27 protein-coding genes are annotated in these 25349 nt (G+C 68.5%); 12 read left to right on the top strand and 15 right to left on the bottom strand.

The window, feature by feature from the left end:
* Window positions 1-2 precede the first annotated feature (2 nt).
* The gene (locus tag EV137_RS02930; RefSeq protein WP_134126353.1) at window positions 3-872 is read right to left on the bottom strand and encodes a LysR family transcriptional regulator; all 870 of its coding nucleotides are present in this window, start codon (window positions 870-872) and stop codon (window positions 3-5) included.
* A gap of 83 nt (window positions 873-955) precedes the next feature.
* Here EV137_RS02930 and EV137_RS02925 point away from each other — a divergent pair, with 83 nt between their 5' ends.
* From EV137_RS02925 to ctaD, 3 genes are read left to right on the top strand one after another with little or no spacing between them, the layout of a single operon-like run.
* Window positions 956-1783 (top strand): alpha/beta fold hydrolase, encoded by an 828-nt coding sequence (locus tag EV137_RS02925; RefSeq protein WP_134126351.1) that lies wholly within the window; start codon window positions 956-958, stop codon window positions 1781-1783.
* Window positions 1783-2583: an LLM class flavin-dependent oxidoreductase gene (locus EV137_RS02920; RefSeq protein WP_134010008.1), complete on the top strand. Its 801-nt coding sequence runs from the start codon at window positions 1783-1785 to the stop codon at window positions 2581-2583. The genes EV137_RS02925 and EV137_RS02920 overlap by 1 nt, the downstream gene beginning before the upstream one ends.
* A gap of 55 nt (window positions 2584-2638) precedes the next feature.
* Entirely contained in the window at window positions 2639-4324 is a 1686-nt protein-coding gene (gene ctaD, locus EV137_RS02915) for an aa3-type cytochrome oxidase subunit I (RefSeq protein WP_134126349.1), read from the top strand.
* A gap of 260 nt (window positions 4325-4584) precedes the next feature.
* On the opposite strand, the gene EV137_RS02910 is transcribed toward ctaD, so the two are convergent.
* The 5 genes from EV137_RS02910 to EV137_RS02890 form a co-directional block, all read right to left on the bottom strand.
* A complete protein-coding gene (locus EV137_RS02910; protein WP_238175052.1) occupies window positions 4585-5454 on the bottom strand; it encodes a Sco1979 family transcriptional regulator in 870 nt (289 codons plus the stop codon).
* A gap of 44 nt (window positions 5455-5498) precedes the next feature.
* Window positions 5499-6083, bottom strand: a complete 585-nt coding sequence (locus tag EV137_RS02905; protein WP_134126347.1) for an O-methyltransferase — start codon at window positions 6081-6083, stop codon at window positions 5499-5501.
* Between the two features lie 5 nt (window positions 6084-6088).
* A complete protein-coding gene (locus EV137_RS02900) occupies window positions 6089-6763 on the bottom strand; it encodes a class I SAM-dependent methyltransferase (protein ID WP_134126345.1) in 675 nt (224 codons plus the stop codon).
* Window positions 6756-8309: an ATP-dependent DNA ligase gene (locus EV137_RS02895; RefSeq protein ID WP_134126343.1), complete on the bottom strand. Its 1554-nt coding sequence runs from the start codon at window positions 8307-8309 to the stop codon at window positions 6756-6758. Before EV137_RS02895 ends, EV137_RS02900 begins: the two co-directional genes overlap by 8 nt.
* Before the next feature lie 99 nt (window positions 8310-8408).
* Window positions 8409-9377, bottom strand: coding sequence for a Dyp-type peroxidase (locus EV137_RS02890; protein ID WP_134126341.1), 969 nt, complete (start codon window positions 9375-9377; stop codon window positions 8409-8411).
* Window positions 9378-9573: 196 nt separating this feature from the next.
* Between EV137_RS02890 and EV137_RS02885 the strand changes: the two genes are divergently transcribed.
* Window positions 9574-10545, top strand: coding sequence for a CPBP family intramembrane glutamic endopeptidase (locus tag EV137_RS02885; RefSeq protein WP_134126339.1), 972 nt, complete (start codon window positions 9574-9576; stop codon window positions 10543-10545).
* Window positions 10546-10589: 44 nt separating this feature from the next.
* On the top strand, window positions 10590-11306 hold the full coding sequence (locus EV137_RS02880; RefSeq protein WP_134126337.1) for an HAD family hydrolase: 717 nt from the start codon (window positions 10590-10592) through the stop codon (window positions 11304-11306).
* Window positions 11307-11413: 107 nt separating this feature from the next.
* Here the strand turns inward: EV137_RS02880 and EV137_RS02875 are convergent, their stop codons facing one another.
* The 5 genes from EV137_RS02875 to EV137_RS02855 form a co-directional block, all read right to left on the bottom strand.
* Entirely contained in the window at window positions 11414-12373 is a 960-nt protein-coding gene (locus EV137_RS02875; RefSeq protein WP_133789278.1) for a sigma-70 family RNA polymerase sigma factor, read from the bottom strand.
* 259 nt (window positions 12374-12632) lie between these two features.
* Window positions 12633-14774, bottom strand: coding sequence for a S9 family peptidase (locus tag EV137_RS02870; protein ID WP_134126335.1), 2142 nt, complete (start codon window positions 14772-14774; stop codon window positions 12633-12635).
* A gap of 36 nt (window positions 14775-14810) precedes the next feature.
* Window positions 14811-15614 carry an exodeoxyribonuclease III gene (locus EV137_RS02865; protein ID WP_134126333.1) on the bottom strand — a complete coding sequence of 268 codons (804 nt, stop codon included), beginning with the start codon at window positions 15612-15614 and terminating at the stop codon, window positions 14811-14813.
* A 10-nt stretch (window positions 15615-15624) separates the two neighbouring features.
* Window positions 15625-16089: a hypothetical protein gene (locus EV137_RS02860; protein ID WP_134126331.1), complete on the bottom strand. Its 465-nt coding sequence runs from the start codon at window positions 16087-16089 to the stop codon at window positions 15625-15627.
* 6 nt (window positions 16090-16095) lie between these two features.
* Window positions 16096-16707, bottom strand: coding sequence for a TetR/AcrR family transcriptional regulator (locus EV137_RS02855; RefSeq protein WP_134126329.1), 612 nt, complete (start codon window positions 16705-16707; stop codon window positions 16096-16098).
* Between the two features lie 74 nt (window positions 16708-16781).
* Here EV137_RS02855 and EV137_RS02850 point away from each other — a divergent pair, with 74 nt between their 5' ends.
* The 5 genes from EV137_RS02850 (at window position 16782) to EV137_RS02830 (ending at window position 20386) form a co-directional block, all read left to right on the top strand.
* The gene (locus EV137_RS02850; RefSeq protein ID WP_134126327.1) at window positions 16782-17675 is read left to right on the top strand and encodes an SDR family oxidoreductase; all 894 of its coding nucleotides are present in this window, start codon (window positions 16782-16784) and stop codon (window positions 17673-17675) included.
* Window positions 17676-17683: 8 nt separating this feature from the next.
* On the top strand, window positions 17684-18832 hold the full coding sequence (locus tag EV137_RS02845) for a saccharopine dehydrogenase family protein (RefSeq protein ID WP_134126325.1): 1149 nt from the start codon (window positions 17684-17686) through the stop codon (window positions 18830-18832).
* 263 nt (window positions 18833-19095) lie between these two features.
* On the top strand, window positions 19096-19275 hold the full coding sequence (locus EV137_RS41265) for a hypothetical protein (RefSeq protein WP_238175051.1): 180 nt from the start codon (window positions 19096-19098) through the stop codon (window positions 19273-19275).
* The gene (locus EV137_RS02835; RefSeq protein WP_133789284.1) at window positions 19272-19658 is read left to right on the top strand and encodes a YccF domain-containing protein; all 387 of its coding nucleotides are present in this window, start codon (window positions 19272-19274) and stop codon (window positions 19656-19658) included. The genes EV137_RS41265 and EV137_RS02835 overlap by 4 nt, the downstream gene beginning before the upstream one ends.
* Window positions 19655-20386 carry an MBL fold metallo-hydrolase gene (locus EV137_RS02830; protein WP_134126323.1) on the top strand — a complete coding sequence of 244 codons (732 nt, stop codon included), beginning with the start codon at window positions 19655-19657 and terminating at the stop codon, window positions 20384-20386. The genes EV137_RS02835 and EV137_RS02830 overlap by 4 nt, the downstream gene beginning before the upstream one ends.
* On the opposite strand, the gene EV137_RS02825 is transcribed toward EV137_RS02830, so the two are convergent.
* Both EV137_RS02825 and EV137_RS02820 read right to left on the bottom strand, forming a co-directional pair.
* Window positions 20383-20826: an SRPBCC domain-containing protein gene (locus EV137_RS02825; RefSeq protein WP_134010039.1), complete on the bottom strand. Its 444-nt coding sequence runs from the start codon at window positions 20824-20826 to the stop codon at window positions 20383-20385. The two genes, EV137_RS02830 and EV137_RS02825, sit on opposite strands and share 4 nt — an antisense overlap.
* 9 nt (window positions 20827-20835) lie before the next feature.
* Entirely contained in the window at window positions 20836-21354 is a 519-nt protein-coding gene (locus tag EV137_RS02820) for a hemerythrin domain-containing protein (RefSeq protein WP_134126321.1), read from the bottom strand.
* A gap of 50 nt (window positions 21355-21404) precedes the next feature.
* Here EV137_RS02820 and ddaH point away from each other — a divergent pair, with 50 nt between their 5' ends.
* On the top strand, window positions 21405-22226 hold the full coding sequence (gene ddaH, locus EV137_RS02815) for a dimethylargininase (protein WP_134126319.1): 822 nt from the start codon (window positions 21405-21407) through the stop codon (window positions 22224-22226).
* Here ddaH and EV137_RS02810 read toward each other — a convergent pair.
* A complete protein-coding gene (locus tag EV137_RS02810) occupies window positions 22195-23127 on the bottom strand; it encodes a tetratricopeptide repeat protein (protein ID WP_134126317.1) in 933 nt (310 codons plus the stop codon). The genes ddaH and EV137_RS02810 overlap by 32 nt on opposite strands.
* Entirely contained in the window at window positions 23120-24475 is a 1356-nt protein-coding gene (locus EV137_RS02805; protein ID WP_134126315.1) for a DNA polymerase IV, read from the bottom strand. The genes EV137_RS02810 and EV137_RS02805 overlap by 8 nt, the downstream gene beginning before the upstream one ends.
* Before the next feature lie 36 nt (window positions 24476-24511).
* Here EV137_RS02805 and EV137_RS02800 point away from each other — a divergent pair, with 36 nt between their 5' ends.
* On the top strand, window positions 24512-25273 hold the full coding sequence (locus EV137_RS02800) for an MBL fold metallo-hydrolase (protein ID WP_134126313.1): 762 nt from the start codon (window positions 24512-24514) through the stop codon (window positions 25271-25273).
* The last annotated feature ends 76 nt before the right edge of the window (window positions 25274-25349 follow it).

Raw genomic sequence — 25349 nt, 5'->3', positions numbered from 1 at the left:
AGCTAGATCAGGGCGGCCGCCGCACTCTGCGCGAGCTCGATCGCGTGCGCCGCAAGCGGTGAGTGCGTGCGGCCGGCCTGCCACAGCAAGACGATCTCCCGCGGCGGGAGTTCTGGCGTGAGTTGATGCAGCGCCAGACTCTCGTCGTCGCGGAGTACGGCGAGACGCGGCATCAATGCCGCCCCGAGGCCCGCACGGACCATCGCGAGTAGTGCCTCGTTGCCCTCGGTGCGGAACACGACCTGCGGGCGGATGCCGCGGGCGTTCAGGAAGTCTTCGATGACGGCCTGGTGGCAGATCGCGGGATGCGCGACCAGCGACAGTCCGTCGAGCCTCTCGAGTGCGACCGGCCCGGCCGGGAAGTCGCCGGGCCTCGCGACGAGGAAGTACGGGTCGTCCAGGAGCTTGAGGTTCTCGATGCCGTCGCCGCCCCGGCCGTCGAAGAACATCAGGTCGAGCCCGGCGAGGTCGGGATCATCGGTCTCCTCCTCGAACAGCCGGATGTCACACCCGGGATGCGCGTCGCGGAGTCCGCGGATCACCTGCGGCAGCAGCGTGTTCGACACGGTTTGGAACGTGCCGATGTCGATTCGGCTGTCGCCGGCCCGGAATCGCTCGATCCCGTCGCGCATCTCGTCGGCGCGACGCAGCAACTCACGTCCGTGCTGCAGGACGACGGTGCCCAGCGGGGTGATCCGGACCGGCTTCGGCCCACCGGGCCGGTCGAACAGCGGACCGCCGGCTGTCTTCTCCAGGACCGCGATCTGCTGGCTGACGCTCGACTGCGTGTACCCGAGCCTGCTCGCGGCGCGGCCGAACGATCCCTCGTCGGCGACAGCGGCCAGCGTCGCCAGATGACGTAACTCGTACATGCCGACACTCTATTGCCGATGGCGATCGCTTTGATAAGAATCAATCGCTTTTCACGATGATCGTCCGCTTCTACGGTCGAAGCATGACAACTTCCGCAACTTACGCAGTCAACAACGTCGAACTCAGCGCGGAGACGTACGGCGACCCGGCTGATCCCGCGGTCCTGCTGATCCATGGCGCTGGAGCGTCCATGCTCTGGTGGGACGCCCGGCTGTGCACCGAACTGGCGGCGCGCGGACGCTTCGTGATCCGCTACGACCAGCGCGACACCGGCCGCTCGACGTCGTTCCCGACCGGCGAACCGGGCTACGCGATGAGCGACCTGGCGGCGGACGCCGTCGGTCTGCTCGATGCGCTCGGTGTCGAGCGGGCGCACGTGGTGGCGCAGTCGATGTCCGGCGGTACGGCGCTCATGCTCGGCGTCGACCACGCGTCGCGAGTCGCTTCGCTGACGTTCGTGTCGACGAGCACCGGCGACGACGGGCTCCCGCCGCCATCGGCTGACATGCCACGGTTGGGTACGCCGGACTTCGCCGACGCCGCTGCGGTCGAGGAATACGTCGTACGGTCGATCGAAGCCGAGGCGGCCGGTCACTTCGACGAGAGCGAGGCCCGCGCGCTGGTGCGGGAGGACATGGCGCGAGCGCGGAACTACGAGGCCTCGCTGACGAACCACTTCGCGATGACCTTCGACGGCCCGCGGAACGGTGGCTTCGGGGACCTGACGATGCCGGTCCTCGTGCTGCACGGCGATGCGGATCCGCTGCTCCCGCTGCCGCATGGTGAATCGATCCGTGATGCGGTGCCAGACGCTCGGCTAGCAGTGCTGGCGGGCATGGGACACGGACTGTCGGCGCCGTACTGGAAGACCTTTGTCGACGAGCTCGTCGCCCACACTGAGGAGCGCTGATGAAGTTCGCGATCTGGCTGCCGCTGTTCGACGAGTTGTCCGATCCGAGGGAGGTCGCGCGGCTCGCGGCGGCGGCCGAGGAGGCCGGGTGGGACGGGTTCTTCCTCTGGGACCAGTTGTGGTGGCGGGAACCGATCCGCGAGGTGTCGGACCCGTGGATCACGATGAGCGCGATGGCGACCGCGACGGAACAACTGCGGCTCGGGCCGATGGTTTCACCCATCGCGCGCCGCCGACCGACCAAGTTGTTGCGTGAGACAACAACCCTGGACCGGCTCTCGGGCGGCCGGTTGATCCTCGGCGTCGGGCTGGGCAGCGACCGGTTCGCGCAGGAGTACTCCAGGACCGGCGAGGAAGTGGACGACCGGAGGCGAGCCGAGCGGATGGACGAGACGCTGGACATCCTCACCGCAGGGTGGTCGGGGGAGCCGGTGAACCACCACGGCAAGCACTACCTCGTCGACGACGTGCAGTTCCTGCCGCGCCCGGTGGCCGGCAAGGTGCCGGTGTGGCTCGCCGGGTTCCCGGGCAATGCGAAGCCGGTCCGGCGGGCGGCGCGGTACGACGGATTCTTCCCGGTGAACCTCACGTCACCGGATCAGGTGGCCGAGCCTGCCGCCGTACTGCGTGAACTTCGGGGCGATCTGGACGACTACGACATCGCGGTGGCCCTGGAGCCGTCGGTCGATCCGCGCCCGTACGCCGAGGCAGGGGCGACGTGGTGCCTGATGGACGTCGACCCCGCGACGCTGCGACTGGCCGACGTACGCGCGATGATCGCTGCCGGGCCCCAAAGCTAGCTGATCACGATCCATAGGTGTCTAATCGAAGGGAAGCGGCAATACGGAGGAGCGCATGGCCACTGTCAGCGGGCATGCCGGAGTCACCGAGCGCACCTCGACCGCTGCCGAGGTGGGGCGGCGGCCACTGGGGCAGGTGATCGGCCGGCTGTTGTCGACGACCGACCACAAGGTGATCGGCCAGTTGTACCTCGTCACGTCCTTCGCGTTCTTCCTGATCGCCGGCGTGATGGCGCTGGTCATCCGCGCCGAGCTGGCCGAGCCGCGACTACAGATCGTGAACGAAGAGGTGTACAACCAGCTCTTCACGATGCACGGCACGATCATGCTGCTGCTGTTCGCGACGCCGCTGTTCGTCGGGTTCGCCAACGTCATCATGCCGGTGCAGATCGGGTCGCCGGACGTGGCGTTCCCGCGACTGAACATGTTCAGCTACTGGTTGTTCCTGTTCGGCGGGTTGATCACCCTCGGCGCGTTCCTGAGCCCGGGCGGGGCGGCCGACTTCGGCTGGACGGCGTACGCGCCGTTGAACGGAGGGATACGATCACCGGGGATCGGGGGAGACCTGTGGATCATGGGACTGTGGATGGCCGGTCTCGGCACGATCCTGGGTGGCGTCAACTTCATCACCACGATCATCACCATGCGCGCTCCGGGAATGACGATGTTCCGGATGCCGATCTTCTGCTGGAACATCCTCATCACGTCGATCCTGGTGCTGATCGCGTTCCCGATCCTGGCAGCGGCCCTGCTGGTGCTGGAGGCGGACCGCACGCTGGGCGCGCACGTGTTCGATGCCGCGAACGGCGGTGCCCTGCTGTGGCAGCATCTGTTCTGGTTCTTCGGGCATCCCGAGGTGTACATCATCGCGCTGCCGTTCTTCGGCATCATCACCGAGATCCTCCCGGTGTTCAGCCGCAAGCCGATCTTCGGGTACTACGGCCTCGTCGCGGCGACGCTCGCGATCGGGGCGTTGTCGATCGCGGTCTGGGCGCACCACATGTTCGTGACGGGCGGCGTGAACCTGCCGTTCTTCTCGTTCATGACGTTCCTGATCGCCGTGCCGACCGGGGTGAAGTTCTTCAACTGGATCGGCACGATCTGGGGCGGGTCGGTCTCGCTGGACACGCCGATGCTCTGGTCGGTGGGGTTCCTCGTCACGTTCCTGTTCGGCGGTCTGACCGGGATCATCCTCGCGTCGCCGGCGCTGGACTATCAGTTGAACGACTCGTACTTCGTGGTCGCGCACTTCCACTACGTCGTGTTCGGCACTGTGGTGTTCGCGATGTTCGCGGGGTTCTACTTCTGGTGGCCCAAGCTGACGGGGCGGATGCTCGACGAGCGGCTGGGCAAGTTGCACTTCTGGTTGCTGTTCGTCGGCTTCCACACGACGTTCCTGGTGCAGCACTGGCTGGGCGTCGAGGGGATGCCGCGGCGGTACGCCGACTACCGCGCGGGCGAGGGCTTCACCGTGCTGCACCAAGTGTCGACGGTCGGCGCGTTCGTCCTCGGAGTCTCGACGTTGCCGTTCCTGTACAACATCTACAAGTCGCGCCGCACCCCACGGGTGGAGGTTGACGACCCATGGGGCTGGGGCCGCTCGCTGGAGTGGGCAACGAGCTGCCCACCACCTCGCCACAACTTCGAGAAGCTGCCCCGAATCCGCTCCGAGTCCCCAGCCTTCGACCTCCACCACCCCGACCTCGCCATCAACGCCCACGGCGAAGAACTCGAGGTCTGACCCCCGCACCAAGCTGCTCCACCGCGCGGCGAGCAGGATTCACCGCTGCCGAGCCACCGCCCGCCGGCCACGCCTCCCGGGAGCCGAATCTGGGGAGGATCTCCTGCCCACATCGGGACAAAATCCTCCCCAACCCACCGCCACCCGCTCGGACCCCGGACGCACGCCTTCCCGGAACATTTTCGTCACCGGCTGGCAGTTTGTTCCGCAAACCACCACCACGGATCAGTCACAAGCGACGACCGTCGGGCGCGAGCGGTCTACGGCAGGCGCGCGAGGAGGCGGGTTAGTTGTTGTTGGGTGTGGTGGGGTGACGGGCTGGTGGAGGCCAGGAGGTCCAGTGCTTGGGTGTAGGCCTCTACGTCGTCGCGTTTGTCCAGGTAGAGCGCGCTGGTCAGGTGCTCCAGGTAGACGATGTCGGGCAGGTCGCGTTGCGGGAAGCGGAGCAGGCTGAACGCGCCTCCGGTGGCGGCGTGGCCGGGGCTTTCGAGGGGAACGATCTGCACGGTCACGTTCGGGCGGGCGACGGCTTCACGGAGCGCGTCGAGCTGGCTCCGCAGTACGTCGGTGCCGCCGATCGGCCGGTGCAGCACGGACTCCTCGATGACAGCCCAGAGCTTGAGCGGCGGCTCACGGTCGAGCACCCGTTGCCGGCGGGTGCGCAAGGCGACGACCCGCTCGATCTCGTTGTCGGTACGAGCCCCGCCAGGCGTGAGCTGCGCGACGGCGCGCGCGTAGTCGGCGGTCTGCAGGAGGCCGGGCACGAACTGGATCTCGTACGTCCGGATCAGCTCGGCGGTCGCTTCGAGCCCGAGATACGAGTCGAACCACTCAGGCGTGACGTCCTCGTACCGATGCCACCAGCCCGGGTCGTTGGCCTCGCGGGCCAGCCCCAGCAGCCGATCGCGCTCGCGGGCGTCCTGCACGCCGTACAACGTCAGCAGGTCGGAGACGTCACGTTCCTTGAACCCGACCCGGCCGAGCTCGAGGCGGCTGATCTTCGACTCCGAGGAGCGGATCGCCCAGCCGGCATCGGTGCGGCTGACGCCGGCGCGCTCACGCAGCTCCCGCAGATGACTCCCGAGCATCATCCGCAACGCCGTCGGCCCCACCACACCTCGCCCCGCCATAACCCGAGTCTACATGATTATCGAACAAATGTTCCCATGCAATCTCAACCCACTCGGGTCCCCACCAGCAGCGAATTCCGCAGGTCCGGCAACACCACCTCGGCCGCCACGAGCCGCGGATCGCCGAAGAAGAACTCCCGCTTCGGATCGTGTTCGCGGTACGGCGAATCAGCCGGCAGCACGTCCACCGGCGTGACGTCGTCGTTCACCAGCCGCCCGCCGATCCGCAGCAGCTCCACGATCCCGCCGGGCTGCCGCCCGCCGTCCGCGAAGAGCAGATCGAACGGCGCCCGCCGCTCCAACTCGTCGAACGAATCCCCGTGCACCACCTCAACCCGCGGCTCGTACGCGAACACCCGCCGAGCCGCAGCCACACGGGTCTCGTCCAGTTCCACCGTCACCAGACGGCAATCGACCGGCATCGCCGACGCCATCCACGCCGCCCCGAAGCCGACACCGGTTCCCGCCTCGCCGATCGAACCGCCAATACACCCGGCCGCCAGCACGGCCAGAAATCGGCCTACGTCCGGCAGGCAACAAGACGGACCGGTTCCTTCCCGCCGCAGCGGCATGCCGACTTCACTGGCCGCGTCCAGGGCTCGCTGAACGAGCGGAGGCAGGTCGGACATGGAGTTCAGTCGCGTAGGTATTCGGCTCGCCAGCGGAGGACGGTTGCGTCGACTGGGCTGGGGGACTGGATGAGTTGGATGAGGCGGAGATCCGCGCCGGCGAACGACTGGATGGTTGCGCGCGTGAGGGGCCAGGGTGGGCCTTCGATGGCGTCGTCGGGCTGGTCGTCCGGGCGGGCGGCCGCGATGACCAGCAGCGTGCCGCCGGGTGCTACGAACTCGCCGACGTGCTTGACGGCCTCGGGCTGCAGGGCGATCGGGAGTGCCTGCACGGTGTAGATCTCCACCACGAGGTCGAACGCGTGCGGCCAGTCGGGCGGTGGCGCGAGCAGATCAGCGACGCGATAGTGCACTTTCGAGTCCGGGTGATTGCGGACCGCGGTCTCGATCGCGGTGGGGGAGATGTCGAACGCGGTCGTGTCGTACCCGCGGTCGGCGATCAGCTCGGCGTCCCACCCGGTGCCCGCCCCGACGATCAGCGCTGTCTTGCCCGCACCGTCCGGCGCGGACTCCTCGACCCATTCGATCAGCAACTGGTGCGCCGTACCGCGATCCCACGGGACGACCGCGGAACCCTCGGCGGCCGCGGCGTACAGGTTCTCGAACCAGCCGGTCGGGTCGTCCCGGTCGAGCGACTCGCGCGCGATCCGGCGCGACACGACATCCGGGTCCTCACTCATCGCCCACACTCTCTTCCGCACCGGGTCCGAGGTGAATCTCGCGCACCGTCTGCACGGTATCAACGTCGGCAGGCCGCTTGTCCTCGCGATACCGGATCACCCGGGCGAACCGCAGCGCCATCCCGGCCGGGTACCGCGGCGAGGTCTGTACGCCGTCGAACGCGATCTCCACCACCACCTCCGGCCGGAGATAGACGGCCCAGTCGTCCCGCCGTACGGCGAGCTCCTGGAACCGCTCCGTCTGCCACCGCAGCAGCTCGTCCGTGAGCCCTTTGAACGTCTTCCCGAGCATCACGAACTCGCCGGTCTCCTCGTCCCGCGCGCCCAGGTGCAGGTTCGACAACCAGCCCGTCCGCCGCCCGTGACCCCACTCGGCCGCCAGCACGAGCAGGTCGAGCGTGTGCGTCTGCTTGACCTTGACCCATCCCGAACCGCGCCGGCCCGCCTCGTACGGCACTGTCAACGACTTCACCATCACGCCTTCGTGCCCGCGGCGTACGGCGTCTGCGAAGAACGCCTGACCGGCCTCCGTGTCATCGGTCACGAGTCGCGGCACCCGTCGCTCCTCAGGCACGAGCTTCGCCAGCCACTCGTGTCGCGTGGCACCGTCGAGCCCGAGCAGGTCCTCGCCGTCCTGATGCAGGATGTCGAAGAAGTACGGCGTCAGCGGTACCGACTCCGGTCCCGTCGCAGCCCGGGTCGCCGTCCGCGAACCCGTCACCTGGAACGGCTCCGGTCGCCCGTCGGCCCGCAACGCGATGAGCTCGCCGTCAAGCACGACCTGCTGTGCATCAAGCGTGAGTACGGCGGTCGCCACCTCCGGCACCCGCGTGGTGATGTCGTCCAGCGTCCGCGTGTAGACGACGACCTTCTCGCCGTCCCGGTGCGCCTGGATCCGGATCCCGTCCAGCTTCCACTCGAGTGCCGCCGGCGTACCCGTCTTCTCCAACGCCTCCGCCACACTCGTCGCGGACTGCGCGAGCATCGGCTGCACCCCGCGGCCGACTTCGAGCCCGAACTGCGCGAGCCCCGCCTCGCCCTCGGTCAGTACGGCGACCGCAACGGGAGCAGCCGCCCCACGCAACATCGCCGCGGCCCGGATCTTGTTCAGCGGAATGCCCGTCGCTCGCGCGACCGCATCCGCCATCACACCGTCGAGCGCACCCTGCCGTAGCTCACCCCCGACGAGCAGCCGCAGGAAGCGCTGCTCGTCCGCTGTCGCCCGCGCGAACAACCCGTCCACCGCAGCCCGTCGGCGGGCCTGTACGCCGGTGCCCGACATCTCCGCCAGCTCCGCGAACGTCGCGTCGACCTCCTCGACCGTGACCGTCGGCTCGGCAGCCGGCTCCGGCGCGTCCATCAAGGTCCGCCAGCCGACCCCGGTGCGCCGCTGCCGCAGCTCGCCCGACAGGTAGGTCACGACGATCTCGATCTCGGCCGGTTCGGTGGCCTTGGACAACAACGCCGCGATGAACTCGGCCTTCTTCAGCCGCGACCGGGTCCCGGCCAGCGCCGCCGACGTCTCGACCACCTCGGTGAGCAACATGTTCCCAGTGTCACTCAACCCGCCGACACTCGTCCTGACCCCTCACTCGCCACCCCGGGATCCGGCCCGTGCCGTCGTACAGACGCCGGCGGGTCGGTTTCAGGGCGCCGGGGGCAGGTCGTCCAGGAAGTCGGCGGGGGGTGTGAAGAACAGACAGCCGGTGACCGCGGTGGAGAAGTCGAGGAGCCGGTCGTGGTTGCCCTCGGGAACCCCGATGAACATCCGCCGGAGCATCAGCTCGGTCACCGCCGGCGTCTTGGCGTACCCGATGAAGTAGGTGCCGAACTCCTGCGTGCCGACGGTGCCGAACGGCATGTTGTCGCGCAGGATCTGCAGTTCGTTGCCGTCGTCGTCCTCGATCACGTTGAGCACGATGTGCGCGTTGCCGGGCTTCTTGGCGTCGTCGAGCTCGATGTCGTCGAGCTTGGTCCGCCCGACGGCGAGCTCCTGCTGCTCGACGGTCAGCGCGTTCCACGCCTTCAGGTCGTGCAGGTACTTCTGCACGATCACGTAGCTGCCGCCGCGGAAGTCCGGGTCCTCGTCGCCGATCAGTACGGCGGCGTGCGCCTCGCCGCCGGTAGGGTTCTCGGTGCCGTCGACGAAGCCGAGCAGGTCGCGCATCTCGAAGTACTTGAAGCCGTGCACCTCGTCGACGACCGTCGCGGCGCCGTCGAGCACGGTCATGATCTGGCTGGCCAGCTCGAAGCACTGGTCCTGGTGCGCGGCCCGGATGTGGAAGAGCAGATCACCCGGCGTCGACGGCGCGTGGTGGGTGGCGCCCTTGAGCTCGACGAACGGATGCAACTCGGCCGGGCGCGGACCGCTGAACAAACGGTCCCAGACGTCCGAGCCGATGCTGGTGACACACGACAGGTTGCCGGCCGGCACGCGGAACCCGACCGAACGCACGAGACCGCTCAGTCGCTCCAGCAGGTCCCGGGTCCGGTCCTCGCCGCCCTGCTGCACCTGGACCACCAGGAAGATGGCCGAACCGCTCAACGGCATCAGCACGGACTGCGGCAACGCGTCCGTCTGCCGGTTCACCCCGAGCGTCGGTTCAGTAACCACCTTGTTCTCCCTCCGTCCAGTTGGCCCGATCTTCTAGAGTCCAGTTATGGACCCGCAACAGCCCGGACCGTCTCCGCAACCGGGCCCATACTCCCAGCCGGGGCAGCCCCCACCACCGCCGCCCCACTCTGGTCCATATCCCGAGCAATACCCACCGCCGTATCAACATCCGTACGGCGCTTATCCGTCGCCGTACGTGAACCACGAGCCGCGAACAGTCCCGGCGCCGGAAGGTACGCCGTACCACCGGCTCGCCCGTACGCCGAAACACGCCTGGTGGCGGCCCTTCGCCGGAACCATCCTGCTCGGCCTCTTCGGGTTCGTCCTGACCTCAGCCGTCGTGGTGATCTGGGTGATCGCGCACCGGGCGCTGGCCGGACCGTTCCCCACGCCCAGCGGTACGGACATCTTCCCGAGCGACACCGAGAACCTCGCCATGACCCTGGTGCTGCTCGGCATCCTGACGCCGCTCGTCGGCCTCGTCGCGTGGATGGTCCAACGCCGGCCGTTCTGGAGCGTCGCCTCGGTGCTGAACCGGATCCGCTGGCGCTGGCTGCTGTGGTGCTGCCTGCCGGCGTTCGGGTACATCGCGCTCTCGTTCGCGATGGGCGTGCTGGTCGACGCGGTGTTCCCGGCCGAGGACTCGATCGGGACGGCCGGCGGAGACTGGATCGGCTTCGGTGCGTTCGTCGTACCGGCGCTCGTGATCCTGCTCCTGGTGCCCTTCCAGTCGGCGGCCGAGGAGTTCGTGTTCCGCGGCTGGCTGATCCAGGCGGTCGGCGCGTACGGGCCGGACGACCCGAACGGGCGGGCGCGCTGGTTGCGGACGCTGTTCCGGTCGCCGTGGCCCGGGATCGTCGTCGGCGCTGCGGCCTTCGCGTCTGCCCACGGGTACCTGGGTTGGGCGATGGCCGACATCCTCCTGTTCGCGGTGGTGGTCGGCTGGCTGACCGTCCGGACCGGGGGACTGGAGGCCGCGATCGCTCTGCACGTGCTGAACAACCTGATCGCCTTCCTGTTGCCGGCGGCAACTGGCCGCGGGGATCAGTGGGACGTGCAGGGCAGCGGCCCGTGGACGCTGCTCGTCGCGGACATTCCTTGCCTGGCGTTCTACCTGATCGCCGTCACCTGGCTGGCCCGCCGGCAGGAGATCCGCCGCCTGAGCTGAAAAGCAGGCGAGAACTGTCGGTCGGTTCTGGCAGGCTTTGACGGGTGACGAACGCGAAGATCGAAGCCGTCCTGTTCGACTGGGGCGGCACGCTGGCAACCTGGCACGACATCTCTCTCCACGAGATGTGGAGGGCCGTGTCCGTGCTGCTCGATGAGGACAACGCAGACGAGCTGACGGCCCGCCTGGTGGCGGCCGAGAGCTCTGTCTGGCTGCGGTCGCGCGACGAGCACCGCAGCAGCACCCTGGAGGAGGTGTGCGCGCTCGCCGAGGTGGTGATGACACCCGCGGCGCTGGCGGAGTACGAGCGCCAGTGGGACCCGCACACCGAGCTGGAGCCGGACGCGATTGACACGCTGCAGGCGCTCCGGGACCGCGGTCTCAAGGTCGGTGTGCTGTCGAACACGATCTGGCCGCGTCGGCGGCACGAGGAGGTGTTCGCGCGCGACGGCGTACTCGACCTGCTCGACGGAGCGGTCTACACCAGCGAGATCGCGCACACCAAGCCGCACCCGGAGGCGTTCCTGGCCGCGATGCGGGCGGTCGGGGTGGACGAGCCTTCCCGGTGCTTGTTCGTCGGCGACCGGCTGTTCGACGACGTCTGGGGCGCGCAGAACGTCGGGATGCGCGCGGCGCACCTGCCGCACAGCGCGATCCCGATCGAGCAGATCGGCCACACGGAAGGTACGCCGGACGCGACCGTCCAGCGCCTCTCCGAGCTGCCCCTGCTGATCGACTCCTGGAACGAAGCAGCTGCTTAACGTGCGCGACGCGCTACGACTAGCGACCGGCCACTCTGGGCTGAGAACCGAAAGGACCCCCGAGCCAGATCGTGGCTCGGGGGTCCTGAGGGGTTTCGGGGTGGGTGTTACGCGGCCAGCGTCGGGTCTGCCATCAGGCGGAGGCGGCCCAGTGCCTCGCGCTCGATCTGGCGGACCCGCTCGGCCGAGATGCCGTGTACCGCGCCGATGTCGGCCAGCTTGGCCTGGCGGCCGTCGTGCAGACCGTAGCGGCGCCGGATCACGTCCGCGGACCGCGGGTCGAGCTGGTCGACCAGACTGAACAGTCCCGAACGGTCCGACGCGTCGGCGACCAGCTGGTCCGGACCCGGCGCGGTCTCGGCCGCGATCAGGTCACCCAGCGAGGTCTCACCCTCGTCGTCGACCGGGCTGTTCAGGCTGATGTGGTCCCGGCCGATACGGATCAGTTCGGTGACCCGCTCCTCGTCCAGGTTCAGCTCGGCTGCGATCTCGTCCATCTCAGGCTCCCGCCCGAGCTTGCGCTCCAGCGTGCGCCGTGCGGACCCGATCTGGTTCAGCTGCTCCACCACGTGCACCGGCAGCCGGACCACCCGGGCCTGCTGCGCGATACCGCGGGTGATGGCCTGCCGCACCCACCAGGTCGCGTACGTCGAGAACTTGAAACCCTTCCGGTAGTCGAACTTCTCCACCGCGCGGATCAGTCCCGTGTTGCCTTCCTGGACCAGGTCCAGGAGCGGCATCTGGGACCGCCCGTAGCGGCGGGCGATCGACACCACGAGCCGGAGGTTGGCGGTCACGAACCGCTGCTGCGCGCGCCGGCCCTCTTCGGCCAGCCACTCCAGCTCCTCCTCCGTGGCATATTTGGGCGCTCCGCCCTTCTTACGTCCAACCCGCCCTTCGGCCAGCAGTTGCTCCGCCAGGAGTCCTGCCTCGACCGTCTCAGCGAGCTCGACTTCTTCCTCAGCCGTCAGCAAAGGAGTGCGAGCGATCTCCTCGAGGTAGAGACCGACGCTGTCCTTGCCGTCGATACCGTCGTCCGTGGACCGGACACGAGCCATGCGAGCCACCGAAACTCCCTTCGTCGTTACATGGAGAGCAACGCTCGAGTAGGGTTCAAGATTCCGGTACCAGTGTGTAAACACCCTGAAGGTTCCCTGAGAGTTCCCGGCAGCGAATTCGCCATGGAAACCGGTGTCCCGGGGCGTTCGTGGCCTGTTCGGCCCAACACTCCGGGACACAACCTGAGAATCCGTACAGAAATCCGGTGTTCCGGTGCCCCGGATGTGTTGCACAACACACGTCCGGGGCCAGAAATTCCCGGCCCCCTCAGCTCAATCCGAGGGTGTCCAGCTCCCAGGCGAGCGAGAACGCGACCTCGCGCCAGGCGTCGTACCGCCCGCTGCGGCCGCCGTGCCCGGCCTCCATCTCGGTCTTGAGCAGTACGTCGGTGTCGCCGGTCGCGGTCGCCCGGAGTTTCGCCACCCACTTCGCCGGCTCCACGAAGAACACCCGGGTGTCGTTCAGGCTGGTGATCGCCAGGATGCGCGGATAGTGCTGGGCGGTGACGTTTTCGTACGGCGAGTAGGACTTCATGTACTCGTAGACTTCCGCGTCCTCGAGCGGATTGCCCCATTCCTCCCACTCGATCACGGTGAGCGGCAGCGACGGGTCCAGAATCGTCGTCAGCGCGTCGACGAACGGGACTTCCGCGACGATTCCGCCGAACGCCTGCGGGGCCAGGTTCGCGACGGCGCCCATCAGCAGGCCGCCGGCACTGCCGCCCTGGGCGACGATCCGTTCCGGCCTGGTCCAGCCGGCCTGCACCAGATGTTCGGCGGCGGCGATGAAGTCGGTGAACGTGTTCCGCTTGGTGAGCATCTTCCCGTCGTCGTACCAGTGCCGGCCGAGCTCGCCGCCGCCGCGGACGTGCGCGATCGCGAACACCACGCCGCGGTCGAGCAGCGACAGCCGCGGGATCGAGAACCACGGGTCCATCGAGGACTCGTACGAGCCGTACCCGTACAGCACGACCGGAGCGTTCCCGTCCTGCGCGACGTCCTTGCGCGCGACCATCGAGATCGGCACCTTCGTGCCGTCGGGCGCCGTCGCCCACTCGCGGTACTGCGTGTAGTCGCTCAGGTCGACGCCTCCGAGCACGGGCTGCTGCTTGAGCAGGCGCCGCTCACCGGTCGCCACGTCCACGTCGTACGTCGAACCGGGGGTGACGAGGGACGTGTAGCCGAAGCGGTACCGGGTGTCGTGCCACTCGTCGTTGCGGCCGGGGGACACGGTGTAGATCGGCTCGTCGAACTCCAGTACTTCGGGATCGCCGAACCCGTCAGTACCGTCTTGGCTACGCCGCATGATCGCGAGCTCGGTGAGCGCGTTGCGGCGCCGGTACAGGATGACGTGGTCGGCGAACGCGTCCGCGCCGAGCAGACGGCTGGTCTCGTCGCCCTCGATCAGCGTCGTCCAGTCGCCGGGAGAGTCGAGCGGCGCGGAGGCCAGCGAGAAGTTGGCGGCGTCGGCGTTGTGCGTGATCAGCAGTTGGTCGCCGGCGTGCTCGACGTCGTACTCGACGCCCTCGCGGCGGGCCGCGACCACGACCGGGTCACCCGTCGGGTTCTGGGCGTCGAGCAGCCAGACCTCGCTGGTGAGCTTGCTGCCGAGAGCGATCATGATGGCCTGCTCATTGCGGGTCAGGTCGACTCCGACCCAGAACCGCTCGTCGGGCTCCTCCATGACCAACACGTCGTCGGTCTCACCGAGCGTGTGCCGCCAGACCTGGTACGGGCGCCAGGCGTCGTCGACCTTGGTGTAGAAGATCGTCGAGCCGTCGGCGGACCAGGCCGAGCCGTAGTGCACCTCGGGCAGCTCGTCCGGCAGGAGCTCACCGGTGTCGAGGTCCTTGATCCGCAGCGTGAACCGCTCGTCGCCCTTGAGGTCGACGGAGTACGCCAGCAGGCGGCCGTCGGGGGACACGTCGACGGTGCCGAGTGAGAAGAACTCGGAGTCGCCGGCCACCTCGTTGCCGTCCAGCATGACCTCTTCGCCGGCGATCTCGCCGTCGGTGGCCGGCGGCTGGTCGCCGTCCACCTTGACCCGGCAGTGCAGCGAGTACTGCCGGCCCTCGATCGTGCGCGAGTAGTACCAGTACCCGCCGCGCCGGGCCGGAACGCTCAGGTCGGTCTGCAGCGTCCGGTCCGAGATCTCCTTGAAGATTGCCTCACGCAACGATTCCAGGTGCGCGGTCCGCGCCTCGGTGTACGCGTTCTCGGCCCGCAGGTACCCCAGCACCTCGTCGTCGCTCTTGTCCCGCAACCACTCGTACTCGTCGACGAACACATCACCGTGATGCACCCGCTCAACCGGCTTCCGGGCAGCAACCGGCGGTGTGCCAAAAGATGTGCCAGAAGATGTGCCAGAAGATGTGCCAGAAGATGTGACAGAAGAAGAATTCTCGGACATGCCGCGAGACTACCTGCGACGTCGGACAGCGGTCACTCAGAGGTTGTACGTCGCGACGACCGGGGCGTGGTCGCTCCAGCGTTCGGCGTAGGTGGGGGCTCGGTGGATGACGCAGGTGGTGGCGGAGGCGGCGAGGTCGGGGGAGGCGATCTGGTAGTCGATGCGCCAGCCGGCGTCGTTGTCGAAGGCCTTGCCGCGCCAGGACCACCACGAGTAGGGGCCGGGGCCGTCACCGCCGAAGCGGCGGCCCAGATCTACCCAGCCGGCCTCGAAGAGACGGTCCATCCACGCGCGTTCCTCGGGCAGGAAGCCGCTCTTCTTGCGGTTCGCCTTCCAGGCCTTCAGGTCTTCCTCGCGGTGTGCGATGTTGAGGTCGCCGCACATCAGCACGTGCCGCCCGTCCGCCCGCAGTTCGGCCAGCCGGGCGGTGATCGCGTCCAGGAACGCGTACTTCTCCTTCTGCCGCGGCGGGGTCTCGAACTCGCCGGTGAACACGTACGTGCTGACCGCGGTCAACGTCGTACCGTCGTCCAGCACCACGTCCGCCTCGACCCAGCGCCCCGTCCCGGCGAACCGCTCGGGACCGATCTCGCCACGCTCGTCCTTGATCGGCCGCCGGCTCGCGACCGCGACACCTGCGCGTCCCTTGTGCCCGTCGATCGCCGGCTCGGCGTGCGCGATGTTCCAGTCGCCTCCGAGGAGCTCCCGCAGTACGTCGTCCGACGCGCGAACTTCCTGCATCAGCAACAGGTCCGGGTCCGTGCTCTCCAGCCACGGCGCCATCCCGCGCCGGAAGGCGGCCCTGATCCCGTTCACATTCACCGTGGCAACCGTCAGCACGGCGGAAACCCTACCCCTTGGTGTGCCCCGGCTTGACCACCATCAACACCAGGACGATCAGCCAGAGCAGTCCGAAGATCCCGCTCGTCATCGACAGCAACTTCGCCTTCGAAAGCAGCCCGCTCCGCACCTCGGCCGGCTGGTCGGCGACCGCGAGTACGGCGGACTGCGCCGGCACGACCAGGAACGCGAGGACGAGTGCGGCGGCCAGCGTCAGGACGATCGAGACGATCAGCCACGCCTCGTCCATCACCTGCATGCCACCGGCGACCGCGAACCCGAAGACCGGTACGGCGAGGCCCGCCCACGCGTACACCCGCGTGATCCGGTGCAGTACCTGGAGACCGCCCGCGTCCGGAGTTTCGGCGCCGAGCATGCGCCGCGCGATCGGCGGGAACATGCTGGCCGCGACGGTGACCGGACCGACGCAGAGGATCGCGGCAAGAACATGAACCGTCAGGAAGAACTTGGTCATTCACACTCACTCGGAGGTCGTCGTGAGGCTGGTTGTCGACAGGAGGGCGTCCAGGGACTGCGCGCACAGATGCTCGAGGGCTTCCGGCGAGACGGTCGGGTCGTCGATCCACACCAGCAGGGTCTGTTCGACGTAACCCTGCCAGCCGTGACACGCGAGCTCGACGACGGGGGTGATCTCCATGCCACGCTCGGCGACGGCGCTGATCACCCACTGGCTGAAGACCCGGCGCAGGTCGGAGTGCAGCGCCCTGACGTCGGGGTCCCCGGCGGCCGACATCAGCAGCGTTGCCCGGTACAGCTGAGGAGCTTCGAGTACGGCGCGGACGAACGCGCGGATCCCGGCACGCAGCTGCTCGTCGGGCGGCAGCGACGGATCCGGGGCGGTGCGCAGCATGACCTCGGCCGCAGCTTCCTCGATGACGGCGTACTGGAACTTCTTCTTCGAGCCGAAGTAGTGGAACAGGAGAGCGGGGGAGACGCCGGCCTCGGCGGCGACGAGCTCGACCGTGAGCTCGCGGTGCGGGTCCGCGAGCAGCACCCGGCGCGCGGCCGCGAGGATCTGCGCACGCCGCTCGTCGGGCCGCAACCGGGCACCGGAGGAAGAGGTCTGGCTCACGGGGACAGTCTATTGAGTAATCGGTCAACAAGCACTTACTGTTGAGTATCCACTCAACAAGCTGGAGGTCCCAGATGCGTCCGTTGGCCGGTCAAGTCGTGCTCATCACCGGCGCCTCCCGGGGGATCGGCGCCGCGGTCGCCCGGAAGCTGGCGCAGGACGGCGTGAAGCTCGCGCTGGTCGGCCTGGAGCCGGACGAGCTGAAGAAGGTCGCGGAGGACTGCGGCCCGGAGGCCGGCTGGTGGGAGGCGGACGTCACCGACACCGATTCGCTGCGGACCGCGGTCGAGGCGATCGCCGAGTGCTACGGCCGGATCGACGTCGTGATGGCGAACGCCGGGATCGCCGCGCCGGGCTTCAGCCGGAGCATGGACCCGAAGGTCTGGGAGCGCGTACTGGACGTCGACCTGCTCGGCGTCTGGCGCACTGTCCACCTGACGCTGCCGTATCTGCTGGAGAGCAAGGGCTACCTGCTGCTCGTCTCGTCCCTCGCCGCGATCGTCCATATCCCGGGGCTGGCGTCGTACAACGTGTCCAAGGCCGGGGTCGAGGCGATGGGCGACACGCTGCGGGCCGAGCTGAAGCATCTCGGCGTACGGGTCGGCGTCGCGCACATGACGTTCGTCGACACCGACATGGTGCGCGGGGTCGACGCGCACCCGGTGTTCGGCAAGGCCCGGACCGGGATCCCGGGAGTGGGCAAGACGTACTCGCTGGAGTTCGCGGTGGGCAAGTTCGTCGAGGGCATCAGAAAGCGCTCCCGCACCGTTCACGTCCCGGGCTGGATCGGCGCGCTGAAGGTGTTCCGCTGGGTGATCCCGCATGTCGTCGAGGCCGGTTCGCGGTTCAGCGTGCCGAAGGCCGACGCGGCGGCGCTGGCCGATGTCCAGGCGCGCGGCGCCGAAGCGTCCTCGCGGCCGACGGGCGCCGGCGGGCTCGCGGACGCCGAGAAAGCGGCCCAGAAATGAGCGCAGAAATGAGCGCAGAAACGGGTCGCGAGTACGACCTCGTCCTGCTGGGTGCGAGCGGGTTCACGGGAGCGCTCACCGCGGAGTACCTGGAGAAGAACGCGCCGGACGGCCTGCGCTGGGCCGTTGCCGGACGCAACAAACAGAAGCTCGAGCGGTTCGGCAGGGACATCGTGGTCGCGGACGTCACCGACCCGAACTCCTTGCGCGAGCTCGCCGAGTCCACCAAGGTCGTCGCCACCACGGTCGGCCCGTACGTCCGGTACGGCGAGGCGCTCGTCGCCGCCTGCGCCGAGGCGGGGACCGGGTACCTCGATCTGACCGGTGAGCAGGAGTTCATGGACCGGATGTACGTGCGCTACCACGAGCGCGCGACGCAGACCGGCGCGCGCATCATCCACGCGTGCGGCTTCGACTCGATCCCCTACGACCTCGGTGTGCAGTACACCGTCGAGCAACTGCCGCAGAATGTGCCCATCCAGGTGGACGGGCTGCTGCGCGCCGGTGGCCGGCCGTCCGGTGGGACGTTCCACACCGCGATCACCGCGTTCTCGCGGGCGAAACAGCACCTGGACGCGCATCGCCAGCGGCGCGCTGCCGAGCCCATGCCGACGGACCGGAGGGCGCGAGCGGTGGCCGGGAAGCTCCACCGCCAGCAAGGGTTCTGGGCGGTTCCGTTGCCGACGATCGATCCGCAGATCGTCGGGTACTCGGGCCGGTTGCTCGACCGCTACGGGCCGGACTTCCGGTACTCGCACTACGCCGCGGTGAAGCATCTCCCGACTGTTGCCGCAGGCATCGGTGCGGTCGGTCTGCTGATCGCGGGCGCCCAGGTCCCGCCGGTCCGGAACGCGCTCCTGAAGCGGCTGCAGCCCGGTGACGGACCGAGTGCGGAACGCCGGGCGCGGTCGTGGTTCAACGTCCGGTTCGTCGGCCGCGGCGGCGGCAAGCAGGTGATCACCGAGGTCGCGGGCCGGGACCCGGGGTACGACGAGACCGCGAAGATGCTCGGGGAGAGCGCTCTGTGTCTGGCGCTCGACGATCTGCCGGAGACCGCCGGCCAGACTACGACGGCCGCGGCCATGGGACCCGCTCTGCGCGAGCGCCTGGCGAAAGCGGGGATGACCTTTGCCACCCTCGAAGTCGACAGCTACTAGCCGAGACGGCACCACCCTAGCCGTCTACACTTCGTCACCGCCCCGGACCTGCAACCCCACATCGCCTCCTTCACCTCCCATGGCTCCCGGAGCTCGGTTGGCGCAAGGGCTGGGCGCACCGCGCGTTCAATCGCCTCGAGAAGCAACAGCCCGACGACAACCGCTCTCGGCGACTACCTGAACGGCATGAAGCTGTACCGCGCGAACGTCGTCCCACGGCTCCTCCGGCCGGCACAACGGCGTACCGACGTGCCCGTGCTTGCGTGTCACCCGATGCCGACCCGTTCGTCACCACTCCGCTGCAGACCGACATCGCGCGCTGGGCCCCGAACCTCACGGTCAAGGTGATCAGGGGTGGCCACTGGATGCCCCGGAACGATCCCGGACTTGTCGTCCAGTTGGTGCTGGATCACACCGGCCAGGTGGCACGCTGGGGGACATGAAGACGCTCCTCAACCTGATCTGGCTGGTTCTGGCCGGGTTCTGGCTGGCGGTCGGCTACGCGATCGCCGGGATCATCTGTTGCGTGCTGATCGTCACGATCCCGTTCGGGATCGCGTCGTTCCGGATCGCGGCGTACACGCTGTGGCCGTTCGGGCGGACCATCGTGGACAAGCGCAGCGCCGGGGCGGGCGCGCTGCTCGGCAACCTGATCTGGATCGTCGTCGCGGGCTGGTGGCTGGCGCTCGGCCACCTGACCACCGGTATCGCGTTGTGCCTGACGGTTGTCGGCATCCCGCTCGGGGTCGCGAACTTCAAGCTGATCCCGGTCTCGCTGGTGCCGCTCGGCAAGCACATCGTGCCGACGAACCAGCCGTTCGCGTGAGGTCGCTGACCGTCCTGGGTTCCTGCGGCGCCTGGCCGGAGGCGGGCAGGGCCTGCGCGGGATTCCTGCTGGAGTACGACGGTTTCCGGGTCGTCCTCGATCTCGGGTACGCCGCCCTGCCGCGGCTGCTCGAACATTGTCCGAAGGGCGAGGTCGACGCGATCGTCGTGACGCACCAGCACCCGGACCACTGTGTCGACGTGAGCGGCCTGGCCCGGGTGCGGTACTACGAGGCGCCTGACGCACCACCGGTCCCGCTGCACTGCGCGCCCGGCGTTCTCGACGTGCTGCGAGCGCTCGAGCCGCACCCGGACCCGGCCGACGTCTTCGCCGTCCACGACCTGGCGTGGACGACGCGGATCGGGCCGTTCGAGGTGCTGACGGTGGAACTCCCGCATTACAAGACGAATCTCGGCGTACGGCTCACCGCGCCAGGGGTGTCGGTCGCGTATACGGGGGACAGCGGCCCATCGCCCGACCTGGCGCGATTGGCCGAGGGAACCGATCTCTTCATCTCGGATGCGACGCTTCAAGGCCCGTCACCGCAGACCCAGCCCCGTTACGTGATGACGGCTACCGAAGCGGCCGAGGGCGCTCGAGGAGCATCGAGGCTGTTGCTGACGCACTTCTGGCCGGGCTCGGATCGATCAGTGTCCGTGGCAGAGGCCAAGCGAGTCTTCGCGGGCGAAGTGATCGCGGCCGAGGAAGGCCTGACCGTCCAGCTCTAGCGAGGACGGTTGGCGGCGTACTCGGCGAACCGGCCGAGCGCGTACGGCCACACCTGCTCGAAGTTCTTCCGGTACTCGGCGCCGGCCTCGCCGTGCCGCTCCCAGCCGCGATGGGCGACGGTCACTGTCGACCCGTCGAAGGTGACCTCCACCTCCGTCGCGTCCTCGGCACGAGGGACCGGCACCCTGTCCGGACCGATCTGCCAGCTGAACACGAGCCGGCGACCCGGTTCCCACCTCAGCACGCGGCCCCAGTCCCATTGCAGGCCGTGCGGACCGAGCTCGTACAAGACTCCGTCGAGGAGGCCCATGTCGGTCAGCAGGTCGGCACCCGACCAGGAGAACTCCGGCGGCCACCATCGACCGAACTCGTCGGTGAAGATCTCGAAGGCCGCCTCGGGTGGGACCGTCAGGTTCGCCACGGCGGTGAGTTCGCGCACGGGCGCAGCCTAGTTCTGCTGTTCGGCCGCGACGACCTTCCGTACGTTGGCGATGTCGCCGCAGCCGGACTCGATCAGCCGGGCGCGCTCTTCGGCGAACGAGTCCCCGAGCCTGCGGCGGACACCTTCGTCGACGTCCGTCCGCGCCGGGTTCAGGACGTCTCGCTCCTCCTCGTCGAGGTGGTGTGTGAGCGCCTCGGACAGCTCGTGCAGCTTCTCGCTGAACTCCTCGCTGCCGGTGTCGTCGACCTCCATCAGGGCGAGCAGCGCGTCGTTGCCCTCGGCATGCTCGTGTTCGGAGTGCTCGACCTCGTCGGCGTCGATCGCGTCCTTGCGCCGCAGCGCCGGGTAAACCTTGGACTCCTCGGCCTCGGCGTGCGCGATCAGAACGGTGGCGAGGTCGGCGAGCACCGCCGGACGATCGCTGCGCACGTCACGCAGTTCGCGCAGCGCCTCCTCGAACCACCTGTGGTCGGCGAGGATGATCTCGACCACGTCACCACCCGCTGCCGGAAGGATCTTCGGCATCCGTCGTCTCCTTTCTCGGATGCCTGCCGGTACCCGGATACCCTGCGACCATGCCGCCGACCCCGCCGCCGACCCCGCCGCCGACCCCGCCGCCGACCCCGCCGCCAAGCCCGCTGACAGCCCTGGTCCGCCGCCCGAGCACGCGACTCGCCGAAGGGCTCGTCACGCACATCGAGCGCCGGCCGGTGGACCTCGACCTCGCGTTCGAGCAGTGGCAGCGGTACGTCGACGCGCTGCACGACACCGGCTGGCAGACAGTCGAAGTACCGCCGATCGACGAGTGCCCGGACAGCGTGTTCATCGAGGACACGATGGTCGTGTACGGCGACCTCGCGGTGATCGCCCGCGCCGGCGCGCACGAACGACGCGCGGAGGCGGCCGCGGCCGAGGAGACCGTCGCGGCGCAGGGGTACCGGATCGCGAAGATCAAGGAGCCCGGGACACTCGACGGCGGCGACGTACTGAAGATCGGCTCGACCATCTACGTCGGGCAGGGCGGCCGGACGAACGCCGCCGGGATCCAGCAACTTCGCGACGCGTTCGCACCGCTCGGTGCGGAGGTGCGCGCGGTCCCGGTGCAGAAAGTCCTCCACCTCAAGTCGGCCGTGACCGCACTACCCGACGGAACGGTCGTCGGCTACGAACCACTCGTCGACGACCCGGCCGCGTTTGACGTGTTCCGTGCGGTGCCCGAGGAAGCCGGCGCGCACGTCGTACTGCTGAACGACGACCGGCTGCTGATGGCAGCGTCGGCGCCGAAGTCGGCGCAGCTGTTCGAGGGCCTTGGCTATCGGCCGATCGTGGTCGACATCAGCGAGTTCGAGAAGCTCGAGGGCTGTGTCACGTGCTTGTCGGTGCGTCTACGCCGCTGAGCAACCCTCGCGCGGTTTCGGCGAGCTGTACGTCGCGCTTCTTCCCCCGTGCCTCGACGAGTCCGCACGCCTCCACGAGCGCCTTGCGGTAGATCGCCGTGTCCGGATGACCAGGCGGGGCGTCGCGGACGACCTGGGTCAGCGCCTCGACCGCCTCCGCGATGTCGCCGCACGCGAGCAACGCCTTCCCAAGTGCTGCCCGATCGCGCAACAACTGCGCATCGTCGTCCACGAACTCGTCGGCCGCAACGATGTCCGCGAGCAACTGAGCCTCCGACCGCGGACCGCCGACCATCAACCGCGCACCGGTCATCGCCTCGGTCGCCGCCCGCGTCAGCTCGTGATGGGGCCCGAACACCTCGACCAGCTGCGGCGTCACCAGCTCGAACCAGGCGATCGCCCGCCCGTAGTTCGCAGTCGCCAGCAGGCCCTGCGCCACCCGCAACCGGACCCGCAACGTCGCCGGGTCGTCGGCTGCCAGCACCTTCTCCCGCTCGGCCAGCGCCGACTGGTAGAACGGCAACGCCTGCCCGGGCTCGCTCTCCTCCCAGTACGCCTCGGCCTGCTTGTACGCCGGGGCGCCGTCCAGTTCGGGATGATTCACGATCGCCGACGCGGGCTCCCGCCGTACGACGGCCGGCACGGGCTGATCGACCACCTTGCGGCCGACGTACATGCGCCCGCCGGTCGGGATGATCCGGAACCGTCCGACCTTCGACACCGGGACCCACAGCACCGTGTTGTACAGCGTCCGCACGGACGACCCGCAGTTCTCGCACACGTTCCGATGCCCGTAGAACCTGCTGCCCATCGGCCCGGCCGTCTCGGCGGCACGCCACGCCTCCGAACCCGCCGTGCACGGCCCACAGAACGGGTACACCCCCCGTCGTTCCTCATTCACCCGGGACATTCTGGTCAGTTCGGGGTTCGTCGTCCGCATCCGCACCGATGTGCTGCACTTTTGTCAGGGCCGGATCGTCGACGGAGAACGTCCGGACCGGGCCCGGCGGGGTGTCCGCGGTCTCGAACCGGACCGTGACGCGGCCCCGCCCGGAGCCCCAGACCCAGCCGCGGCCGTAGTCCGGGTGCTCGACGTCCTGGCCGGGATGGAATCCGAGCTGGTCGCGTGGCCTGGCCGGCAGCTCGACCACCTCGACCGGGTTCTCGGCGTGCTCGCCTTCGGTGAACAGGTCGTCCTGGATCCAGTCGGCGAGTGACGAGACGCCTACACCGAGCAATCGGATACCGCCGCCGATGTCGCTCTCCTCGAGCAGCCGGCGCGCGACCCGCGCGACCACCCGCGCGTCGTCGGTCGGGCCGGCCAGTGTCGACGAGCGGGTGTGCGTGGTGAAGTCGTGCATCCGCGTCTTGACCGTCACGGTGCGGCCGGACAGTTGCGCCTTCTGCAGGCGCTCGGCGACGCGGTGCGCCATCCGGTCGCTGATCGCGGTCAGCAGCGCGCGGTCGATGATGTCGGTCTCGAACGTGTCCTCGACGCTGACCGACTTGGTCTCCCGATCGCTCACGACGGGACGGTCGTCGGCCGCCACGGCGAGCCGGTGCAGGCTGGTGCCGTGCGCGGATCCGACCTGGCGGATCAACTCGTCCTCGTCGAGCTGCTGCAGGTCCGCGACGGTGCGCACGCCGGCCATGCTCAACCGTTGAGCGGTCGCCGGACCGACTCCCGGGATGACGGTGACCTGCATCGGCGCGAGGAACTCGGCCTCGGTGCCGGCTGGTACGACGACCACCCCGTCCGGCTTGTCGAGGTCGCTGGCGATCTTCGCGATCAACTTCGACGTACCCGCACCGACGGACGCTGTCAGCCCGCCGGACACCTTGTAGATGGCCGCCTTCAGGTCGTCGGCGATCGCCTGCACGTCCTCGACCGTCAGCCCGGTCAGCCCGCTCGCCGCCAGATCGATGAACGCCTCGTCCAGCGACAGCGGCTCGACCAGCGGCGACAGCGCCCGCATCTCCGCCATCACGGCCTGGCTGCTCTTCCGGTACACCTCGAAGCGCGGACTCAGGTACGCCGCGTGCGGGCAACGGGATCGCGCCTCGGCGGTCGACATCGCCGACCGTACGCCGTACTTGCGTGCCTCGTACGACGCGGTGGACACGACTCCGCGCACGCCGACACCGCCGACCACCACGGGCTTGCCCCGCAGTGACGGCTTGTCCCGCTGCTCGACCGCCGCGAAGAACGCGTCCAGGTCCACGTGCAGCACCGACGGATCGTCTCGCACCTGTCCAGTGTCCCTGCCACCACCGACAATGACGTGATGACCTTCCCGAACCGCTGGGACGACGGCACCGATCCGTTTGCTCCCGACCATCAGGTCCATCGGTACGACGAACGTACGGTGATCATCCGCCAGTCGCTCCGGACCAACTTCGAGGGACCGTTCCTGTACCTGTTGCTCGGTGACGAACGCGCCTTGCTGCTCGACACCGGCACCGGACATGTGCCGCTGCGTCCGCTGATCGAGGAGCTGGCGGGGGAGCGGGAACTGGTTGTCGCGCACACCCACGGCCACGGCGACCACGTCGGCGGCGACGGCGAGTTCGACAAGCCCGTCGGTCGGTCCGCCGAGGAGGTTGCGGCGTACTTCGGGTTCGCCGACTGGCCGCACGGTGTGGTGCAACTCGATCTCGGCGGGCGGGTGCTCGACGTCTTGGCGATCCCTGGCCACCATGCCTCGCACATCGCGGTCTACGACCGCGCCACACGACTGCTCCTCAGCGGCGACTCGCTCTACCCGGGGCGGCTGTACGTCGTCGACTGGCCGGCGTTCCGGGCGAGCGTCGCGCGGCTGGGCGAGTTCGTTGCCGCGGGCAATCCGGTGGAATGGGTACTGGGTGCACACATCGAACTGACGACTCGACCCGGCCGGGACTACGAGATGGGAGCCGACAAACACCCGGACGAGCACGTGCTCGAGTTGCGTCCCGGCGTACTGACCGAGCTCGTTGATGCCCTGGCCGCCGCCGGCGACGAGCCGGTGCGGATCGAGCGCGACGACTTCATCGTGTTCCCGGTCTGAGTCCACGACGCGAATGAATCGCCCATCGAGGGGAACCTTCGTGCACACTGAGGCCATGTCATAGCCGTGTCATGCC

Origin of the sequence: Kribbella pratensis, assembly GCF_004366075.1 — a bacterium.
Classification (GTDB): Bacteria; Actinomycetota; Actinomycetes; order Propionibacteriales; family Kribbellaceae; genus Kribbella; species Kribbella pratensis.
This window is presented reverse-complemented; position numbering and strand designations above follow the sequence as displayed.